The organism is Micromonospora sp. NPDC004704, from assembly GCF_053601675.1.
This window is the reverse complement of the sequence record NZ_JBSGCD010000058.1, coordinates 1-19068: the sequence shown is the minus strand read 5'-3', so window position 1 is coordinate 19068 and position 19068 is coordinate 1. Positions and strand designations below refer to the sequence as shown.

13 protein-coding genes and 1 pseudogene are annotated in these 19068 nt (G+C 71.5%); 4 read left to right on the top strand and 10 right to left on the bottom strand.

The features are described 5' to 3' along the window. Positions 1-168 precede the first annotated feature (168 nt). The 3 genes from ACWEFB_RS36825 to ACWEFB_RS36815 form a co-directional block, all read right to left on the bottom strand. Positions 169-2289: an acyltransferase family protein gene (locus ACWEFB_RS36825; protein ID WP_452292872.1), complete on the bottom strand. Its 2121-nt coding sequence runs from the start codon at positions 2287-2289 to the stop codon at positions 169-171. A gap of 180 nt (positions 2290-2469) precedes the next feature. Then, a complete protein-coding gene (locus ACWEFB_RS36820; RefSeq protein WP_452292871.1) occupies positions 2470-4593 on the bottom strand; it encodes an acyltransferase family protein in 2124 nt (707 codons plus the stop codon). 177 nt (positions 4594-4770) lie between these two features. Next, the gene (locus ACWEFB_RS36815; RefSeq protein WP_452292870.1) at positions 4771-5994 is read right to left on the bottom strand and encodes a Gfo/Idh/MocA family protein; all 1224 of its coding nucleotides are present in this window, start codon (positions 5992-5994) and stop codon (positions 4771-4773) included. Between the two features lie 225 nt (positions 5995-6219). On the opposite strand from ACWEFB_RS36815, the gene ACWEFB_RS36810 reads away from it, so the two are divergent. Both ACWEFB_RS36810 and ACWEFB_RS36805 read left to right on the top strand, forming a co-directional pair. Beyond that, complete coding sequence (locus ACWEFB_RS36810; protein ID WP_452292869.1) at positions 6220-7521, top strand: ABC transporter substrate-binding protein; 1302 nt, start codon at positions 6220-6222, stop codon at positions 7519-7521. Positions 7522-7753: 232 nt separating this feature from the next. Next, positions 7754-8968, top strand: coding sequence for a zinc-dependent alcohol dehydrogenase (locus tag ACWEFB_RS36805; protein ID WP_452292868.1), 1215 nt, complete (start codon positions 7754-7756; stop codon positions 8966-8968). A gap of 87 nt (positions 8969-9055) precedes the next feature. Here ACWEFB_RS36805 and ACWEFB_RS36800 read toward each other — a convergent pair whose 3' ends face one another. The 7 genes from ACWEFB_RS36800 to ACWEFB_RS36770 all read right to left on the bottom strand — a co-directional run bounded on the left by ACWEFB_RS36800 (position 9056) and on the right by ACWEFB_RS36770 (position 17822). Next, positions 9056-9682 carry a DUF305 domain-containing protein gene (locus tag ACWEFB_RS36800; protein ID WP_452292867.1) on the bottom strand — a complete coding sequence of 209 codons (627 nt, stop codon included), beginning with the start codon at positions 9680-9682 and terminating at the stop codon, positions 9056-9058. A gap of 98 nt (positions 9683-9780) precedes the next feature. Further along, the gene (locus ACWEFB_RS36795) at positions 9781-11082 is read right to left on the bottom strand and encodes a DUF1996 domain-containing protein (protein WP_452292866.1); all 1302 of its coding nucleotides are present in this window, start codon (positions 11080-11082) and stop codon (positions 9781-9783) included. Between the two features lie 360 nt (positions 11083-11442). Further along, positions 11443-12933 carry a rhamnulokinase gene (locus tag ACWEFB_RS36790; protein WP_452292865.1) on the bottom strand — a complete coding sequence of 497 codons (1491 nt, stop codon included), beginning with the start codon at positions 12931-12933 and terminating at the stop codon, positions 11443-11445. A gap of 23 nt (positions 12934-12956) precedes the next feature. Further along, complete coding sequence (locus ACWEFB_RS36785) at positions 12957-14996, bottom strand: bifunctional aldolase/short-chain dehydrogenase (RefSeq protein ID WP_452292864.1); 2040 nt, start codon at positions 14994-14996, stop codon at positions 12957-12959. A gap of 56 nt (positions 14997-15052) precedes the next feature. Next, positions 15053-16228 carry an L-rhamnose isomerase gene (gene rhaI / locus ACWEFB_RS36780; RefSeq protein WP_452292863.1) on the bottom strand — a complete coding sequence of 392 codons (1176 nt, stop codon included), beginning with the start codon at positions 16226-16228 and terminating at the stop codon, positions 15053-15055. Next, the gene (locus ACWEFB_RS36775) at positions 16225-16635 is read right to left on the bottom strand and encodes an L-rhamnose mutarotase (RefSeq protein ID WP_326560056.1); all 411 of its coding nucleotides are present in this window, start codon (positions 16633-16635) and stop codon (positions 16225-16227) included. The genes rhaI and ACWEFB_RS36775 overlap by 4 nt, the downstream gene beginning before the upstream one ends. A 152-nt stretch (positions 16636-16787) precedes the next feature. Then, on the bottom strand, positions 16788-17822 hold the full coding sequence (locus ACWEFB_RS36770) for a LacI family DNA-binding transcriptional regulator (protein WP_326560055.1): 1035 nt from the start codon (positions 17820-17822) through the stop codon (positions 16788-16790). 228 nt (positions 17823-18050) lie between these two features. Between ACWEFB_RS36770 and ACWEFB_RS36765 the strand changes: the two genes are divergently transcribed. Continuing rightward, positions 18051-18893 (top strand): DUF6807 domain-containing protein, encoded by an 843-nt coding sequence (locus ACWEFB_RS36765; RefSeq protein ID WP_452292862.1) that lies wholly within the window; start codon positions 18051-18053, stop codon positions 18891-18893. 81 nt (positions 18894-18974) lie between these two features. Next, positions 18975-19068, top strand: a pseudogene (locus tag ACWEFB_RS36760) (ATP/GTP-binding protein); the annotation flags it as partial.

Sequence of the window (19068 nt, the reverse complement as noted above, 5' to 3'; positions counted from 1 at the left end):
TCCGGTCGGCTCCAGGGAATGGTGGGGGTGCATAGGTATAGATACGTGAATACCAGTCCGCACCCGATCTTGGCAAGGGAAGATCACGTTCGGTGGTTCGAACGTGATCCTTGAGTGAGGCGGAGCCGGGCCAGCGGGCGGTAATGGAAGCCAGGTAGGCGGCCGGGCTCAGGCCAGGGCGCGGTCGAGTTCGGCGCGCAGCCGGGGGGAGAGGCTGGCCGCGTAGCTGGCGGTCAGGTGCTCGTTGTCCCGGTAGACCAAAATCCCGCCGATCACCGGGGCACACCGGGCGGCCGGGCAGATCGCGTCGTTGAGGTTGATCAGATGTACGCCGTCCAGCCCGGACGCCGCCTTCTCCTGCACCGGGCCGATCCCGGCCAGCGCGGTCTCCCGCTTCGCGGTGCACTCGGTCAGCCGCTGCCGGTGCCCGGTCACGCATTCGGGCACGTCCCGCCCCGGCTGCGGGGTGCCGCGCAGCACGATCGTGGGCAGGTCCGCGTCGGCCAGCTCCGACCAGGTCTCCCGGAAGCTCCCGATCAGCTCGGTCCGGCCGTACTCGCCGGTCAGGGCGTAACCGTCGGCGAACAGGGTGTGCGCCGCGCTGCTGGTGATGAGCAGTTGGGGCTGGTCGTCGCCGGTCAGCCTGGTCCGTACCGACCGGTTCCACTCCGTGCAACTCGGGTACGCCCGCTTCGCCCGCGCCACCGCAGCGCCCAGCAGCGGACAGGACTCCTTCGTGTACGTCACCAGCTTCCACTTGTTCGCCCGCGCGATCGGCTCCAACGCGGGCAACCACTGGGCGGCGTGCGAGTCACCGGCGAGCACGACGGTGAAGGCGGACTCCTGGTCGCCGTACGCGCAGGAGCGCACCTTGCTCTCCTGCGCCGGGGTCAGGCACTTGTCGTCGTACCCCTCGGGTCGGTCGTCACCTGCCTTCGCCGGCTCCGGCACGATCTTCTCGACCCGGTCCACCGGCTCACCGGCCTTGTTGCTGCGCGGCTCGTCCCCGAGCACCACGGCCCCCTCCGGTGCGGACGGCGCGGGGGCGGGCGTCGGGCTGGCGCTCGCCGGTGGCGCCGCCAGTCCGGTGGCCGGGTTCGGCGGCGGTGGTGGCCAGACGGTGAGCTGGAAGAGCAGACCCGCGACCACCGCCGTGGTGGTGCCGAGCAGACCGATCCGCAGCGCCTGCCCGGCCTGCCACGGTGCGGAGATCCCGGGCGTACGCAGGGGACGTTCCACGTACCGGTGGGTGAGCACCGCCAGCGCGGCGGCGGCGAGCAGGACCGCCAGGGAGCCGCCCGGGTGCAGGTCCCCGAACCGGGCGTTCGCCATCACCAGCAGCGGCCAGTGCCAGAGGTAGAGCGGGAGGGCGACCGCACCGACCGCGCGTACCGGTCGCAGCGACAGCAGCCGCCCCGGCCCGGTGCCACCGGCGGCGATCACCGCCGCCGCACCGAGCGTGGGCAGCAGCGCCGCCGCACCGGGGTACGGTGTCGCCTCGCCCAGCAGCAACGCCGCCAGTGCGATGGCGGCCAGCCCGCCCCAGCCGAGCACCGAGGCCACCGGCCCGGTGAGCCGGACCGGTGCCTTGCTCAGCAGGGCCAGGCCGGCGCCGAGGGCCAGTTCCCAGGCCCGGGTGGTGGTGACGAAGAAGGCCGCCGCCGGTGCGCCGTTGCTGTACACGACCGACCAGACGAACGAGGGGAGGGCGACCACCCCGGCGCCGATCAGCAGCCACCGGCGCGTCGATCCGCCCCGACGGGCGGCCCAGAGTCCGAGGCCGAGCAGCAGCACCGGCCAGATCAGGTGGAACTGCGCGCCGACGGCGAGGGCCCAGAAGTGCTGGGTCGGGCTGGCGAAGGCGTCGGCGCCGACCTGGTCACCACCGACACCGGCGGCCCGCCAGTTCATCACCCACAGGCCGCTGGCGACCACGTCCCAGCCGGTTTCCGCCCACCGGAAGCGCGGGAGCAGCAGGTAGGCCAGCGGCAGGGTGGCGACCAGCACGACCAGTGCGGCGGGCAGCAGTCGGCGTACCCGCCGGCCGTAGTGCTCGACCAGCTCTATCTTCCCGGTCCGGTCCAGCTCGTCGGCGAGCAGGCCGGTGACCAGGAAGCCGGAGATCACGAAGAAGACGTCCACCCCGACAAATCCACCGGGTACGACCCACGGCCCGGCAGAACAGAGCAGCACCAGTACGACTGCCAGCCCGCGCAGCCCCTCGATGTCACCTCGGCGCTCGGGTCGACCGGTGGCCTCGCGCCCGGTCCGGCTCGCCAGCTGAGTCATCTCGCCTACCCCCTACGCGCCGGCGCCGGACGGACAAGCTAAGCCGTCTATGCCCACTTTCGAGTTGATATTAGAGGACTGTGGAGGGTATTCCCCGCTTATCCGCGCCGGTCAGAACGCCGGGCGTCGGGAGCGCCGGGCGTCGGGAGCGCCGGGTGTTGCGCTCGGGCCGGCAGGCGCTCAGGCCAGCACGCGGTCGAGTTCGGCGCGCAGCCGGGGGGAGAGGCTCCGGGCGTAGCTCGCGGTCAGGTGGTTGGTGTCCCGGTAGACCAGCATCCCGCCGATGACCGCGGCACACCGGTCGGCCGGACAGATCGCGTCGTTGAGGTCGAGCAGGTGCACCCCGGTCAGCCCGGCGGCCGCCTCCTCCTGGATCGGTCCCACCCCGGCCACGGCGGTGTCCCGGTCGACGGCGCACTCGGTCAACCGGTCCCCGTGCTCCGACACGCACTCGACCACGTCCAGACCCGGCTGGGGAGTGCCTCGCAGCACGACGGTGGCGATCCCATCGTTCGCCAGCCCGGACCAGGTCTCCCGGAAACCGTCGGCCAGTACGCTCCGGCCCGCCTCGCCGCTCAGTGCCCGACCGTCGCGTACGGGGGTGTAGAGCGAACTGCTGGTGAGCAGGAGCCTGGGTCGCTCCGCACCGGTCAGCCGGGACCGGACGGTCCGGTTCCACTGGGTGCAACTGGAGTTGGGTCGACCGGACCGGACAACGGTGATGCCGATCAGCGGACAGGCCGCCTTGATGTACGTGACCAGCCGCCACCCGTTCGCCTCGGCGATCGGCTGCAGGGCGGGCAGCCACTGGGCGGCGTGCGAGTCGCCCGCGAGCGCGACCGTGAAGTCGGACTCGCGGTTGCCGTACACGCAGGTGAGCACCTCGTTGTCCTGCTGGTTCACCAGGCACTTGTCGTCGTACACGTCCGGCAGGTCCTTCCGGGCGGCGAGCGGCGCCGGGAAGATCGAGTCGACGTGGTCCACCGGTTCGCCCGCCGGGTCGTGCCGCGGCTGCGCACCGAGTACGGCGGCGCCGAGCGGGCCGGTGGGCGGGGTGCCGCTGGCGGTGGCGTTCGGTTGGGGCGGCAGGGCGGCCGAGGGGTCGACCCGCGGGGGCGGCCAGACGGTGAACTGGAACAGCAGGCCCATGACCACCGCGGTTGTGGTGCAGGCCAGGCCGAGTTGTAGTGCCAGCAGCGGCCGGCGACTGAAGACTCTCCTGGTCCGGAACGGGTTCTCCACGTACCGGTAGGTCAGCACCGCCAGCGCGGTCGAGAGCGCCACCACGACCAGTCCGCCGAACAGGCCCAGTTCTTCCCCGAAGCGGGCTTCGGCGGTGACCACCAGGGGCCAGTGCCACAGGTAGAGCGAGTAGGAGATCGCACCGACCGCCCGGATCGGCCGCAAGTCGAGCAGCCGGGCCGGTCCCGCCCGCCCGGCCACCCCGGCGGCGATCACCGCCGCCGCGCCGAGGGTCGGCAGCAGGGCCAGGTGGCCGGGGAAGGGGCTGGTCTCGCCGAGCAGCAGGGCGGCCAGGACGATGGTGCCGAGTCCGACCCACCCGAGAGCGGCGGCGGCGAGGCGGGGCAGTCGGACGAGTTGCCGGCTCAGGATCGCCAGCCCGCCGCCGACGGCCAGTTCCCAGATCCTGGTGGTGGTGACGAAGAAGGCCGACTCCGGATTGCTCCGGGTGAGGTACACCGACCAGGCGAACGAGGCGATCGCGACCAGGCCGAGGCAGAGCAGCAGCCGGTGGCGCAGGTGCCCCGGCCACCGCTTCGCGGCGTGGACCCCGACCACGATCAGCAGCAGCGGCCAGAGCAGGTAGAACTGCTCCTCCACGGCGAGCGACCAGTAGTGCTGGAGGATGCTCGGGGCCTCGGCGGCGGCCAGGTAGTCGACCGCCTGGGTGGCCAGCCGCCAGTTCATCACGTACGCGCCGCTGGCCACCACGTCCCAGCCGGTGTCGGCCCACCGGGTACGGGGCAGGAGAAGGTAGGTGAGCAGCAGGGATCCGGCCAGGACGAGGAACGCCGCCGGCAGCAGCCGTTTGGCGCGCCGGGCGTAGAACCGGACCAGGGAGATCCGGCCGGTGCGCTCCAGTTCGGCGAGGAGCAACCCGGTGATCAGGAAACCGGAGATGACAAAAAAGACGTCCACCCCGACGAAACCGCCGGGTACGCCGAGTCCGACGTGGAACAGCAGCACCAGTACGACCGCCAGGGCGCGCATGCCCTGGATGTCGCCCCGGAAGCCGGATCGGGAACGGGTTTCACGTTCGTCGCGGCCCGCCAGCGCGGTCATCCCGGTCCACCCCTGCCAGCCGGCGCATGGTGCAGGCACCAAGTCGCTTTTGCGAATTTCGGCTCGACATTAGAGCATTTATCCAGCCGGCACTGCCGTATCGACAGAACCACGAACGCCGCCGCCCCCGCCGCCCTCGTCGACGATCTTGCAGTTGTGGCGCCCGAATCAGGGCGCTCATGCGGATTTGTGTACCACCACAACTGCAAGATCGTCGGGGTCTCCGACCCGGGGGAGGGTGCCCGCGTACGGGGTGGTGGTCCAGGGCAGGCCGAGGTCGGCGTACGTGGTCATGGTGGTGGCGGCGGTTGTGACCGCCGCGTCGATGCCGTCGATCACCCAGGCCGGGCTGCCGGTGTCCTGGTGCTGGCGCAGGTGTTCGGCTGCGACCGGGGTGGGAGCCGGCGCGGTCAGGATCGCCTCGACCAGCGCGGTGAAGTCGCGGGTGGCGTCGAGCGGGGCGAGCAGCGCGACGGACGGGTCCCGCCGGTGGTCGAGCAGGTTGGCCAGCAGCCCCGTCCGGTCGCCGCTCGCCAGTCCGGCGGCGGCGCCGGGGAGAGCCGCCTCGTCCGGGCCGAACAGCAGCCGGTCGGTCGGGTACTCCAGCACCGCCGACCCCTTGGTCCCGTGTACGAGCATGTCGCCCTCGCGGAAGCCGGCCGCGCTGAGTGTCACCGCGATCAGCAGCGGTGGCCCGGCGGAGAACTCGACCCGCAGGCAGGCGGTGTCCTCGACCTCGATCTCCCGGGTGCGGTACCGCTCCAGGGCGAACCGGGTCGGCACCGCGCCGGGTGCGGCGGCTCGGACCAGGTCGAGACCGAGCATCAGGGTGTGCGCGAACGGGTTGACCAGGGCGCCGTCGACCACCGGTTGCCCGTTGACCGAGCGCCGGCCGGCCCAGGGGGAGCGGTCGTAGTAGGCGTCGTCGCGGATCCAGGTGCCGGCGGCGGCGACACCGGTGATTTCGCCGAGCCGCCCGTCGCGGATCGCGTCCCGCAGTGCCGCCAGCGCGTGCGAGCCCTGGGCCTGGAAGCCGACCTGGCAGATCCGTCCCGCGTCCCACAGGGCCCGGCTGAGCAGGTCGTGGTCGGCGAGGCTGGTCACCGGAGGTTTCTCCAGCAGCAGGTCGGCGCCGGCCGCGACCGCGTCCAGGGCGATCGGCAGGTGCGCGTGCGGCGGGGTGCTGACCACCACGATGTCCGGGCGGGCGGCGGCCAGCATCGCGCGGTGATCGGTGTGTACGGCGACCCCCGGGGCCTCTTCGGACAGTGGCCGGGTGTCGCAGAGGGCGACCAGCCGGACCCGGCCGGCCCGCTCCAGGGCGGCGATGGCCTCCCGGTGCTGGGCGCCGTAGCCGGTCGCGCCGATCAGGGCCACCGTGGGTGGTGTGGGCTGGGACATGCGGGCGAGGCTACCCACAGAATATGTAACGATTCAACCCGCGTCGTCGAGACCGTGCGCTGGCCCAGGTAACAGAGGCGACGCGGGTTGGTAACCATCCCTTGACAAGAGGGTGGAGCGGACCTAGCGTCCGGTCTAGTTAAACCGTTTCATATGGCCAAGCCGCCCGTGCCGGGCAAGCGCTTACCCCCTGCTCCACGCGCCCCCAGCGAAGGAGAAACCCCTATGTTCAGAACCCGTCGGGCCCACCGCGTCGCACGGGCCGCCGCGGTCGCCGTGTCGGCGCTGCTCGCCCTGCCGCTGGCCGCGTGCGGCGGCGGTGACGACGCGGCCGACGACGGCCCCGTCACCCTCCAGTTCACCTGGTGGGGCAACGACGCCCGGGCGAAGGTGACCGAGGAGGCCATCGACCTGTTCGAGGCCAAGTACCCGGACATCAAGGTGCAGACCTCGTTCGGCGCCTTCGACGCGTACTTCCAGAAGCTCTCCACCCAGATCGCCGGCGGCGACGCCCCGGACGTGGTGCAGATGGACCGCGCCTACCTGCGCGAGTACGCCGACCGCAACGCCCTGCTCGACCTCGAGAAGTACATCAAGGACGGCACCCTCAAGGTCGGTGACCTGACCCCGACGCTGCTCCCCGCGGGCAAGGTCGGCGACGCGACGTACGCCATCCCGATCGCGCAGAACACCCAGGGTGTCATCTACGACCCGGCGCTCTGGAGCAAGGCCGGTGTGGCCGCCCCCACCGCCACCTGGACCTGGAACGACCTGCTCGCCGCCGGCCAGAAGCTGAACCAGGCCAATGGTGGCAAGGTCGCCGGCTTCGGTGACTTCGGCTTCGCCATCGACTGGTTCGACATCTGGTTGCAGCAGCGCGGCAAGAAGATCTACACCGACGACGGCAAGCTCGGCTTCGAAGAGGGCGACCTGGCCCAGTTCTGGACCATGACCGGTGAGTACCGCAAGGCCGGCGCGCTCGCCCCGGCCGAGCTGACCACCCAGATGGACGGCTCGGTGCAGAACTCCTCCCTGATCAAGAAGGGCGTCACGGCGGAGGTCAACTACGACTCCAGCTTCAGCCCGATGATCTCCGCGTACGGCGCCCCGCTGGCGATCGCCCCGATGCCCAGCGACACCGACAAGCGCGGCATGATCGCGTCGATGGCCATGGCGTACAGCGTGGCCGAGCGCAGTGAGCACCCGAAGCAGGCGGCGATGCTGATCGACTTCCTGATCAACGACGAGGCGGCCGGCAAGGTCCTCGCGGTCTCCCGTGGCATGCCGGCGAACGGCAAGGTACGCGACGCGCTCGCGCCGACCCTGGCCGAGAACGACAAGCTGGTCTACGAGTTCGAGAGCTCGGTGACCGACAAGCTCCTGCCGACCCCGCCGGCCCAGCCCAAGGGCGGTGGCGCGGTGAAGGCCGAGTTCCAGCGGGTGTACGACGAGGTCATCTTCGGCCGGATCTCGCCCCAGGAAGGCGCCAAGCGGCTGATCTCGGAGGCCAAGAGCCAGCTCGGCTGAGCGCCCCCGACCCAGGTCGGCTGAGCCCCGGCCCAGCTCGACCGAGCCCGATCCGATGGTGCCCCGGTCCCGGTGGACCGGGGCACCGCCGTCTGCGGGCACCCCGGCGCACACGCCGTCGCCGGGCACCCGGCACCGCCGTCACCCGGCGCGCGTGGTCTCGACGGTTTTCCGGCCGGCGGGTCGGGTAGGCCCCACGGACAGCTTGGGACCTGGGGGAAGGGGCTCGGCGATGAGGGCAGCGGTCTGGCACGGTATCGGCGATATCCGGTTGGATGAGGTCCCGGATCCGCGGATCGAGGAACCGACCGACGCGATCGTCCGGATAACCGGAAGCGCCATCTGTGGCACCGACCTGCACTTTGCCCGGGGCACCGTACCCGGCCTGCGGGAGGGCAGCATCCTCGGCCACGAGGGCGTCGGCGAGGTGGTCCAGGTCGGCAGCGCGGTCCGCAACTTCTCACCCGGCGACCGGGTGGTGATCTCGTCCACCATCTCCTGCGGGTTCTGTTCCTACTGCCGGGCCGGTTATCAGGCCCAGTGCGACAACGCGAACCCCGGTGGCCGTCGCGCCGGCACCGCGTACTACGGCGCCCCGGACAGCGCCGGTGGCTTCGCCGGACTCCAGGCCGAGTACGCCCGCATCCCGTACGCGAGCAACGGTCTGGTCGCGCTCCCCGACGACGTCTCCGACGACGAGGCGATCCTGCTGTCGGACATCTTCCCGACCGCGTGGTTCGGGGCCCGGATCGCCGACGTCTCCGCCGGGGACACGGTGGCCGTCTTCGGCTGCGGACCGGTCGGGCAACTGGCGATCCTCTCCGCGCAGCTACAGGGCGCCGGCCGGGTGATCGCGGTCGACCAGGTGCCGGACCGGCTCGCCACCGCCAAGGGCCAGCACGCCGAGGTGATCGACTTCAGCGCCGAGGACCCGGTGTCGGTAATCGAGGAGCTGACCGGCGGCATCGGGGTGGACCGGGCCATCGACGCGGTCGGCGTCGACTCGCAGCGCCCCACCCGGGGTCCGGCCGCCGCGCAGGCAGACCGGCAGGCGGAGCTGATCGCCCGGGAGATGGCCGACGTGTCCCCGTACGCGGCCCCGCAGGACGACAACTGGGTGCCGGGCAACGCACCCGGTCAGGCCCTGCGTTGGGCGGTCGACGCCCTGGCCAAGGCCGGCACGCTCGGCATCCTCGGGGTGTACCCGCCGACGATGACGTCGTTCCCGACCGGCATCGCGATGAACAAGAACCTGACCATCAAGGCCGGTAACGCCAACCACCGCCACTACCTGCCGCAACTGGTCGAGATGATCGGCAACGGCACGGTCGACCCGTCCGGACTGGTCACCGAGGAGGAGCCGATGAGCGACATCGTCGACGCCTACCGGGAGTTCGACCGCCGGGAGCCCGGCTGGCTCAAGGTGGCGATCAACCCGACTACCTGAGGTCCGGGTCCCCAGGATCCTCGGCATGGCGCCGACCGTACCGTGGGTCCCGACGTCCGCGCGGCCCCGGAGAGCGGGCGTCCGGGCTCAGCGCCCCTGCGACTCGATCGCGGCGAGCTGGTCGAGCTGGGCGGTCCGGGTCCGCTCGATCTCGGTGGCCAGCGCCCGAATGTTCGGCTCGCTGCCGGACTTCTCCACCGCGCGGGCGAGCCGCAGGGTCTGCTCCAGGTGGTCGCGCATGTTGCTGACGAAGAGCTGGTCGAACGCGGGACCGTTGGCGGCGGTCAACGCGCGCAGGTCGTCGGCGGTCACCATGCCGGGCATGTCGTGCCCCTCGTGCTCGTTGCTCTCCGCCACGCTGGCCTGCTGCAACAGGCTCCGCAGCCCGGTCAGCTCGCCCCGGTGGTTCGTGCCGACCTGGTCGGCCATGCCCCGGATGCCGTTGTCCGAGGTCTGCTTCGGGGTGAGATCGGTCAGCAGGAGGGTCTTCTCGTCCAGCGCGATCATGAGTTGGGTCCAGGCGATGTCGGTCGGATTGAAGTTCCCCGCCGCCCCGGCCGCCCCGGGCGCACCCGACGGGCTGACCGTCGCGGTCGGGCTCGTCGGCCCGCCGGCTCCGGACCCGGCCGCCGGACCGTCGCCACCGTCGGCACAACCGCCGAGGAGTACGGCGAGCAGGGTCAGCAGCAGCGTGCCGCGTACGGTCGAAGTCATCTCGTCCTCCCTGGTGCCGGCGGTCGGCGACGGACCGGGGCGGGACCCGGCTCGCCGGGTCCCGCCGTCGGTGTCATCCCCTACCTAGTGGATCACGTTCAGTAGGTTCCGTCATGTCCGCACTTGATGACCGGACGGATGCAGTTCACGACCCGCCGCATCATCTCCGCGGCCGGCCAGACGTTGAAGAAGTCGCCGTGCATCGTGTAACCGGGCCCGGACGCCAGCCGGAAGTTGGCCGGGTTGCCGTTCACCGGATAACGCAGGACCTGGCGCAGCTTGGGCACGTGCACCGGGTGGGTGGACGGGCAGGCCTGGTTGACCGGGTACGCCATGTGGCTCTTGTGGTCGGGCGAGTCCAGGTCACGGCCGTTCCAACACTGCGGGAAGTCGAGGTAAGACTCCATCATCGTGCCGGCCGGACAGTTGACGAAGTCTTTGCCCGGTGGCACCTGTCCGGCGTGCAGGCAGGACCAGCGGGCGATGCTCTGGTCGCCGCTGGTGGCCTTGGCGTTGCCGGCGACGATTTTCAGGCCGAGTGGCATCGGTTGGGTTTGCGCGACGATGTCGGCGCGTACGCCCTCACCGAGGTAGTAGAAGGTGACGATGGTCGGCTCCACCGGCACGTTGTTGTTGTACAGCGTCGGCACCCAGTACGACGACAGGTCGATCGACGGGTTGCAGTTGCTGGCCGCGTTGGCCAGGCTCGTGTAGTCCGAGTTGGCGTCGGTCGACAGGTTGCCGAAGAAGCTGTGCATGTGCGAGGCGCCGGCCAGACCGGGGTAGATGATCGGGTCATCGGGCAGCCGTCGGGTGAACGGGCAGTCGGCCAGGAACTCGGCCACCCGGACGATCGGCCCGTTCGGCGGGGGCGGCGGCGGGGCGCCACCGTCGTCACCGAACACCTGGAACTCCCACAGCGACACCCCGTACGCGGTGGCCCGCTTGGTGGAGTGCAGCCGGACGTACCGGCCGTTGCCGGAGACGGCGATGCTCTTGCTGCCACCGGTGCCGGCGACCGTGGTGTGGATGGTGGTCCAGTTGGTCGCGTCGTTGGAGGTCTGGATCCGGAAGTCGGTGGCGTACGCGGCTTCCCAGTTCAGCGCCACCCGGCTGATCGCGCGGGCCGAGCCGAGGTCGACCTGGATCCACTGCGGGTCGCTGAAGGCGCTGGACCAGCGGGTTCCGCCGTTGCCGTCGACGGCGGCGCTGGCGGCGTAGCCGCCCTCGACCGAGGACGCGGTGGCGGGACGGCCCTGGGAGAGCGTTACCTCGGCGGCGGCGGCCGGGCCGACGCCGACCGCGAGGTAGGTGCCGACGAGTGCGACGAGTGTGGTGAGCACGGTGGCGAGACGCAGGCGGCGTGGTCTGGAACGGGTTGGTGGTGCGACCGGGTGCATGGGGCTCCTTCGGGGCATGGGCAGGAGAGCGGCGTGGGAGTCGCCACCGGTGCAACGTCCGTAGGTGGGGTGTGGTGGCGCCCGACTCCGCTGTGCCGGTGGCGGCGCCGAACGGGCATCGTCGGTCGCACCGGAGCTTGTGTCGGACGGGTTACGGACGAGTGTCGAACTGGGTAGTGAGAGCGCTCTCTGGCATCACTTTGACTCTTCTATTGCCCAGAGTCAATGCTTTGGGACGGTTCCGGAACAAGGTCTTCCCCCGGACGAATCTCCCGCCCATCGGGGGGCGGGGTGCCGTGTCACCGCACGAGACACGGCACCCCCTTCCCGTACCCGCGGGCACCCCTCCCGCGGGAGGTCTCAGCCCGGTCGGCCGATCCGGTCCGCCGCCGCCTGCCAGGCCGCGGTGGCGCCGGGCGCCGGGCGGTACGTGCGCAGCGTCGGATCGCGGCGCGGCACCGCCCGCAGATCAGCCAACCCACCATCGAGTACGCCGAGCGCCCGCGCCTGCACCAGCGCGTTGCCCAGCGCGGTCGCCTCCACCGGACCGGCCACCACCGGCAGCCCGCAGGCGTCGGCGGTGAGCTGGCAGAGCAGCTCGTTGCGGGCCCCGCCGCCGACGACGTGCACCACGTCGACGTCCCGACCGGACAACTCCTGAGCCTGCCGGACGGCGACCCGGTGGGCCAGCGCCAGGCTGTCCACGATGCACCGGACCACCGCCGCCGGATCGGCCGGCGCAGGCTGCCCCAGCCGTACGCATGCCTCGGTGATCCGGGCCGGCATGTCACCCGGCGGCAGGAACTCCGGGTCGTCCGGGTCGATCACGGCGGCCAGTGCCGGACGCCGGGCCGCCTCCGCCAACAGGTCGGTCAGCTCCACGTCCAGGCCGGCGGCCCGCCATGCGCGCAGTGACTCCTGGAGCAGCCAGAGGCCCATCACGTTGCGCAGGTAGCGGATCGTGCCGTCGACCCCGGCCTCGTTGCTGAAGTTCGCCCGCCGGCTCGCCCCGGACAGCACCGGCTCGGTCAGTTCCAGACCGACCAGGGACCAGGTGCCGCAGGAGATGAAGGCGAACCGGTCACCCTCGGCGGGCACCGCGACCACCGCCGAGGCGGTGTCGTGCGAGCCGACCGTGGTTACCGGGACCGGCCAGGTCGCCCCGATCGCCTCCCCGACCTCGGGCAGCAACTCCCCGGCGTGGTCGCCCGGACGGCGCAGCGGGCCGAAGATCCGTGCCGGGAGACCGGCCTGCTCGATCAGCTCGGTCGACCACTCGCGGGTCCGTACGTCCAGCAGTTGGGTGGTGGAGGCGTTGGTGACCTCACTGCCCGCCACCCCCGTCAGCCAGTACGAGAGCAGGTCCGGAACCAGCAGCATCCGGTGCGCCGCCGTCAGGGCGGGCGTACCGAGTGCCGCGGTGAGCTGGAACAACGTGTTGAACGGCAGCAGTTGCAGCCCGGTCACCCGGTAGAGCCGCTGCGCCCCGAGCGCCGCCACCACCCGCTCCGGCACCCCGTCGGTACGCCGGTCGCGGTAGTGCACCGGGTTGCCGAGCAGCGCACCGTCCGGGTCGAGCAGGCCGTAGTCGACCGCCCAGGAGTCGATTCCGACACTGGCCAGGTCGGGCCGGCGCGCCAGGGCGGTCCGCAACCCGGTCAACGTCTCGGCGTACAGCCGCAACGCGTCCCAGTGCAGGGCGTCGGGCAGGCGTACCGGGCCGTTGTCGAACCGGTGCGCCTCGGTCAGCGTGACCCGGTCCCGGTCGACCTCGGCGAGCATCACCCGACCACTGGACGCGCCGAGGTCGACCGCGGCGACCGCCGCCGACCTCGACGCGTTACTCCTCATCGCTGGTCATCCATCGTCGTGGCTCAGCGCAGGAAGGCGGCGGCCACGCCGGCGTCGACCGGCACGTGCAGCCCGGTGGTGTGCGACAGGTCCCCGCCGGTGAGCGCGAAGACCGCGTTCGCCACGTGCTCCGGCAGCACCTCCTGCTTCAGCAGGGTCCGCTGGGCGTAGAAGGCGCCCAACTCCTCCTCCGGTACGCCGTACACCGCGGCCCGCTTGGCGCCCCAACCACCGGCGAAGATGCCGGAGCCCCGGACCACCCCGTCGGGGTTGACCCCGTTGACCCGGATGCCGTACGCGCCGAGTTCGGCGGCGAGCAGGCGTACCTGGTGTGCCTGGTCGGCCTTGGCCGCCCCGTACGCGACGTTGTTCGGGCCGGCGAAGACGGCGTTCTTGCTGACGATGTAGACGAGGTCACCGCCGGTGCCCTGGTCGATCAGCAGCCGCGCGGCGGCCCGGGAGACCAGGAACGAACCCTTGGCCATCACGTCGTGCTGCAGGTCCCAGTCCGCCTCGGTGGTGTCCAGGAGCGACTTCGACACCGACAGCCCGGCGTTGTTCACCACCAGGTCGACCCCGCCGAAGGCGAGGGCGGCCGACGCGAACGCGGCCTCGATCGCCGCGCCGTCGGTGACGTCCACGGTGACCGGAACGGCCCGGTCGGTGTTGCCGATCTCGGCCGCGACCGTCGCGGCGGCCGTTGCGTCCCGGTCGGCGACCACCACGGCCGCACCCTCGGCGCCGAGCCGGCGGGCGATCGCCGCCCCGATCCCGGAGCCGCCGCCGGTGACCAGCGCGACCCGGCCGGCGAGCGGCTTCGGTGCCGGCAGCCGGCGCAGCTTCGCCTCTTCGAGCAGCCAGTACTCGATCCGGAACTTCTCCGACTCGTCGATCGGCGCGTACGTGGAGACCGCCTCGGCGCCCCGCATCACGTTGACCGCGTTCAGGTAGTACTCGGCCGCCACCCGCGCGGTCTGCTTGTCCTTGCCGAAGCTGAACATGCCCACGCCGGGAACCAGGACGATCGCCGGGTCGGCACCGCGGATGGCGGGGGAGTCCGGCTCGGCGTACCGGTCGTAGTAGGCCCGGTAATCCTTGCGGTACGCCTCGTGCAGCTCGCGCAGCCGGGTCACCGCCTGCTCCAGGGGTGCGTCCGCCGGCAGGTCCAGCACCAGCGGCCGGACCTTGGTCCGCAGGAAGTGGTCCGGGCAGGAGGTGCCGAGCGCGGCGAGCCGGGGGTGTTCGGTGCGGGCCAGGAAGTCCAGCACCGCCCCGTCGTCGGTGAAGTGCCCGACCTGCCGGGCGTCGGTGCTGGCCAGACCCCGGATGACCGGGGCCAGGGCGGCGGCCTTGGCGCGGCGCTGCTCGGCCGGCAGAGCGCCGTAACCGGGCAGGAGCGGGCCGAACGGCTCGGGTCGGCCGTGCTCGGCCAGGAAGCGCTCGGCGGTGGCGATGATCTCGAGCGACCGGGCCTCGCACTCCTCGCTGGTGGCGCCCCAGGCGGTGATGCCGTGCCCGCCGAGGATCACCCCGATCGCCTGCGGGTTGTCCCGGGCCAGCGCGGCGATGTCCAGGCCGAGCTGGAAGCCGGGCCGGCGCCACGGCACCCAGACCACCCGGTCGCCGAAGCAACGTCGGGTCAGTTCCTCGCCGTCGGCGGCGGTGGCCAGCGCGATACCGGCGTCCGGGTGCAGGTGGTCCACGTGGGCGACGTCGACCAGGCCGTGCATGGCGGTGTCGATCGACGGCGCGGCGCCGCCCTTGCCGTGCAGGCAGTAGTCGAACGCGGCGACCATCTCGTCCTCGCGCTCGACGCCCGGGTAGACGTCGACCAGGGCCCGGAGCCGGTCCAGTCGCAGCACCGCCAGCCCGGCCTCGGTGAGGGTGCCGATGTCGCCGCCGGAACCCTTGACCCACATCAGCTCGACCGGCGTACCGGTGACCGGGTCCTCGCCGGTGGCCTTGACCGAGACGTTGCCCCCGCCGAAGTTGGTGTTGCGCCGGTCGGCGCCGATCCGGTGACTGCGCCCCAGCAGCGCGGCCACCTCCGGATGCGTACCCATCGCTGTGCTCGGTTTCCCCTCGTGTGTGCCGTTGTCGGTTGTCTCACCGGTGGTGGTCATGCGCCCCAACCGGCCTGCTGTCCGCCGACCCGGTCGGCGGCGATCTTCTCGGCGTAACCGGACCGGGCGTACGCGGCCATCGGGTCGGGGTCGAGGCCCTGCTCGGCCCGGATCTCGCGGAGCAGCGGCCGGACATCGGTGTTGTACGCGTCCATCAGCACCCCGTTCGCCCCGAGTACGTCACCGGCGGCCTGGGCGGCGGCCAGCGCGTCGGCGTCGACCAGCAGCGCCTTCGCGGTGGCCTCCTGGACGTTGAGCACAGAGCGGATCTGGCCGGGGATCTTCGGCTCGATGTTGTGGCACTGGTCGAGCATGAAGTTCACCCCCGACTCGACCCGCAGGGCGTCGGCCCGGACGATCTCGTGCATGATCCGGAACAGCTGGAACGGGTCGGCCGCACCGACCATCAGGTCGTCGTCGGCGTAGAACCGGGAGTTGAAGTCGAACGCGCCGAGCTTCCCCTCGCGCAGCAGGAACGCCACGATGAACTCGATGTTGGTCCCGGGGGCGTGGTGCCCGGTGTCGATCACCACCTGGGCCCGTTCGCCGAGCTTGAGGCAGTGCGCGTACGCGGTGCCCCAGTCCGGTACGTCGGTGACGTAGAACGCCGGCTCGAACAGCTTGTACTCCAGCAGGATCCGCTGGTGCTCCCCGATCCGCTCGTAGGTCGCGGCGAGCGCCTCGGCGAGCCGGTCCTGCCGCGAGCGGATGTCGTCCTGACCGGGGTAGTTGGTGCCGTCGGAGAACCAGAGCTTCAGGTCCGGCGAGCCGGTGGCATCCATGATGTCCACGCACTCGAGCAGGTGGCCCAGGGCCTTGCGCCGGATCGCCGGGTCGGGGTTGGTGACGCTGCCGAGCCGGTAGTCGTCGTCCTGGAACACGTTCGCGTTGATCGCGCCGATCCGTACCCCGAGGTCGGCGGCGTACGCGGCGAGCTTGGCGTAGTCGTCGACCCGGTCCCACGGAATGTGCAGGGAGACGATCGGGGCGATCCCGGTGTACGCGTGCACCTGCGCCGCGTCGGCGATCTTCTCCTGCGGGGTACGCGGCACACCCGGCTGGGAGAACACCTTGAACCGGGTGCCGGAGTTGCCGTACGCCCAGGAGGGCACCTCGATCCGCTGGCCGCGCAGGGCGGCCCGGACCTCCGACGAGGCTGCGGTGGCGGTCACGATAGCTCCTGAGTGGAATCGAGTGCGGATGCGGCGGGTGCGGGCGCGGCGGGGCCGGCCGAGGCGGGGGTGAGGGCGTCGAGTTGGGCGTCGAGGTTGAAGATCTCGGTGAGGACGGTGAAGCCCTCGTCCGGGCGACGCCCGTCGAGTCCCTCGAAGAACGGGGCCATCTCCGCCTGCCACCGCGCGTTGACCTCGGTACGTTCCATCGCGGCGAGCGACTCGGCCAGGTCGTCGGTACGGAAGTGTCCGACCAGCAGTCCGTCGGTGTGCAGGAAGATCGAGTAGTCGTACCAACCGGCGTCCCGGAGCGCGGCCAGCATGTCCGGCCAGACGGCGGCGTGGCGCGCGGTGTACTCGGTCAGCCGGTCGGGTCGTACCCGTAGGACGAAGCAGACTCTCCGCACCGGGCCCCCTTAGTTTGTGAACCGTTTCAATAATCCCGCCCTCAAACTACGAGCGACCGCGCTGGGATGTCAAGGAAACGAAGCCCGGCGTCGACCCCGTCATGTCACACGGGCCACCGGCTGCGTCGTCGGCGGGCAGGAGTCGCCGGGGTTCAGCTCTCCCGGCGGGTGTACCGGCTGGATTCGCGGACCACCAGTTCCGGCTCGAAGATCACCTGCTGGTGCTGGTGCACCTCGGGCTCGTTCGACTCCTCCAGCATCAGCGCCGCCGCGGTACGCCCGAGCCGCTGACGGGGCTGGCGGACCGAGGACAGCGGCACCGCCGCCGCGGCGGCGAACTCGATGTCGTCGTACCCGACCAGGGCGATCTCCTCGGGCACCCGGACCTGCTGCCGGGTCAGTTCCTGCAGCACCCCCAGGGCGAGCAGGTCGTTGGCGCAGAAGACCGCGGTGGCGCGGGCCGAACGGGGTTGGCCCAGGATCCGGGCGGCGGCGTCCCGGCCGGCGGCCACGGTCGGGCTCGGGGTGTCGAACCGGCGCAACCGGTCCTCGTCCAACCCGGCCTCACGCAGGGCGTGCACCGCACCGGCGTAGCGGTCGCGGACCTGCTCCAGCCGCCACGGCCCACCGACAAAGGCGATCTGCCGGTGTCCGGTCTCGACCAGGTGCCGGGCGGCCAGCTCGCCGCCGAGCCGGTCGTCGACCGACACCGAGCAGACGTCCGGCCGGTTCGAGCGTCGGTCCAGCAGCACCACCAGTACGCCCCGGTCGCGCAGCCGCACCAGCCGCTCGTTCGCGTCGTCGACCGGGGTGATCAGTACGCCCTGCACCCGCTGTTCCTCCAGCAGGTCCAGATAGGCGCTCTCGCGTACCGGATCGCCGTCGCTGTTGCAGAAGATGACCGCCATCCCGGCGGCGCCGGTGGCCTCCTCGACGCCCTTGGCGACGTCGGTGAAGAACGGGTTCGCCACGTCGAGCACGACCAGGCCCAGGGTGCGTCCCCGGCCCCGGCGCAACTGCCGGGCCGCGTCGTTCGGCACGAAGCCGAGATCGCTGATCGCGGCGAGCACACGGGTACGGGTCGACGCCGCGACGATGTCGGGCCGATTGAGCACGTTGGAAACCGTGCCGACCGACACACCCGCGCGGGTGGCCACGTCACGGATGCTCACGGCTGGTCCCGCCACCGTCGCCTCCTTTCGCAGTCGGGCTGGTCCGCACCGACTGAAACGTGTCAAGAATAGCGTCGCCGGATCGATCCCCGTGCCACCGGTCGCGCGTCGTGGCGCAGACCCTACCGGCAGCAGTCGCCCGGCCGCGCCCGGTAGGGTGGCGCCGATCGGGGGCAAGCGCTTTCCAATTCGTACCTGGCTGGTCGGCCGCCGCGAGGGTGGTCGACCACGAGAGGCGGACAGATGAGCCACGGAACCACCACCACCCGGCTGCGCGTACGCGGCGAGACCGTCGCCGAGTACGTCCCCACGCCCGACCTCGACCCGCGACTGTCGCCCCGGCCGTACCTGCATCCCGTACGGACGCTTGGCGGGGTGGTGGTCACCGACATCCTGCCCGAGGACCATCCGCACCACCTCGGCGTCTCCGTCGGTATCCAGGACGTCAACGGCTACAACCTCTGGGGCGGCAGGACCTACGTCCGCGACCAGGGTTACACCTGGCTCGACGACCACGGACGGATCGTGCCGGAGAGCTGGGGACGGCAGGCGGACAACGGCTTCGGCCAGCGCCTGCGCTGGCTCGGCACCGACGGGGGGCTGCTGCTCACCGAGGACCGGACCGTGTCCGCCGGGGCGATCGCCGGCCGTGACGACGCCTGGCTGCTCGACTTCGCGTACAGCCTGACCGCACCCGCGGACCGGGACGTCACCCTGGGCAGCCCGGCCACCAACGGCCGCCCCGACGGGGCCGGGTACGGCGGGTTCTTCTGGCGGGCGGCGCTCGGCACGGTACGGGTCCTCACCGCCACGGGCGAGGGCGAGGACCAGGTCAACGGGACCACCGAACCGTGGCTCGCCCTGGTCGGCGAGGGTGCCGGCGGTGCCCCGTACACCCTGGTCTTCTCCGGGTTGGGCGAGGGTGACGTGTGGTTCACCCGCGCCTACGGCTATCCGGGGGTCAACATCGCGTTGGCCTACCGGCAGACGCTGACGATCCCGGCCGGGCAGCGGATCAGTCGACGGCACCGGGTCGCGGTCGTCGACGGCGCGCTCGGCCGCGATCAGCTCGCCGGACTGAGCTGAGGCGGAGCCCGGCCGGACCCGTCGCACCGAGGAAGGCGCGGGTCCGGCCGGGGTGCACCGTCGGTACAGCATTGGACCGGCGGCGTGGACGACCCCGGCACCCGGTCGGAGAAGACCACGACAACCGTGGCGATGGACTTCGGCTGCGTCACCATCGACCGCAGTCTGAAGCTCT

Coding starts and splice junctions, on each gene's coding strand:
- ACWEFB_RS36795 (WP_452292866.1), bottom strand. CDS start 11,082: ATGCACCCGGTCGCACCACCAACCCGTTCCAGACCACGCCGCCTGCGT.
- ACWEFB_RS36800 (WP_452292867.1), bottom strand. CDS start 9,682: ATGACTTCGACCGTACGCGGCACGCTGCTGCTGACCCTGCTCGCCGTA.
- ACWEFB_RS36805 (WP_452292868.1), top strand. CDS start 7,754: ATGAGGGCAGCGGTCTGGCACGGTATCGGCGATATCCGGTTGGATGAG.
- ACWEFB_RS36815 (WP_452292870.1), bottom strand. CDS start 5,994: ATGTCCCAGCCCACACCACCCACGGTGGCCCTGATCGGCGCGACCGGC.
- ACWEFB_RS36790 (WP_452292865.1), bottom strand. CDS start 12,933: ATGAGGAGTAACGCGTCGAGGTCGGCGGCGGTCGCCGCGGTCGACCTC.
- ACWEFB_RS36785 (WP_452292864.1), bottom strand. CDS start 14,996: ATGGGTACGCATCCGGAGGTGGCCGCGCTGCTGGGGCGCAGTCACCGG.
- ACWEFB_RS36820 (WP_452292871.1), bottom strand. CDS start 4,593: ATGACCGCGCTGGCGGGCCGCGACGAACGTGAAACCCGTTCCCGATCC.
- ACWEFB_RS36825 (WP_452292872.1), bottom strand. CDS start 2,289: ATGACTCAGCTGGCGAGCCGGACCGGGCGCGAGGCCACCGGTCGACCC.
- ACWEFB_RS36765 (WP_452292862.1), top strand. CDS start 18,051: ATGAGCCACGGAACCACCACCACCCGGCTGCGCGTACGCGGCGAGACC.
- ACWEFB_RS36810 (WP_452292869.1), top strand. CDS start 6,220: ATGTTCAGAACCCGTCGGGCCCACCGCGTCGCACGGGCCGCCGCGGTC.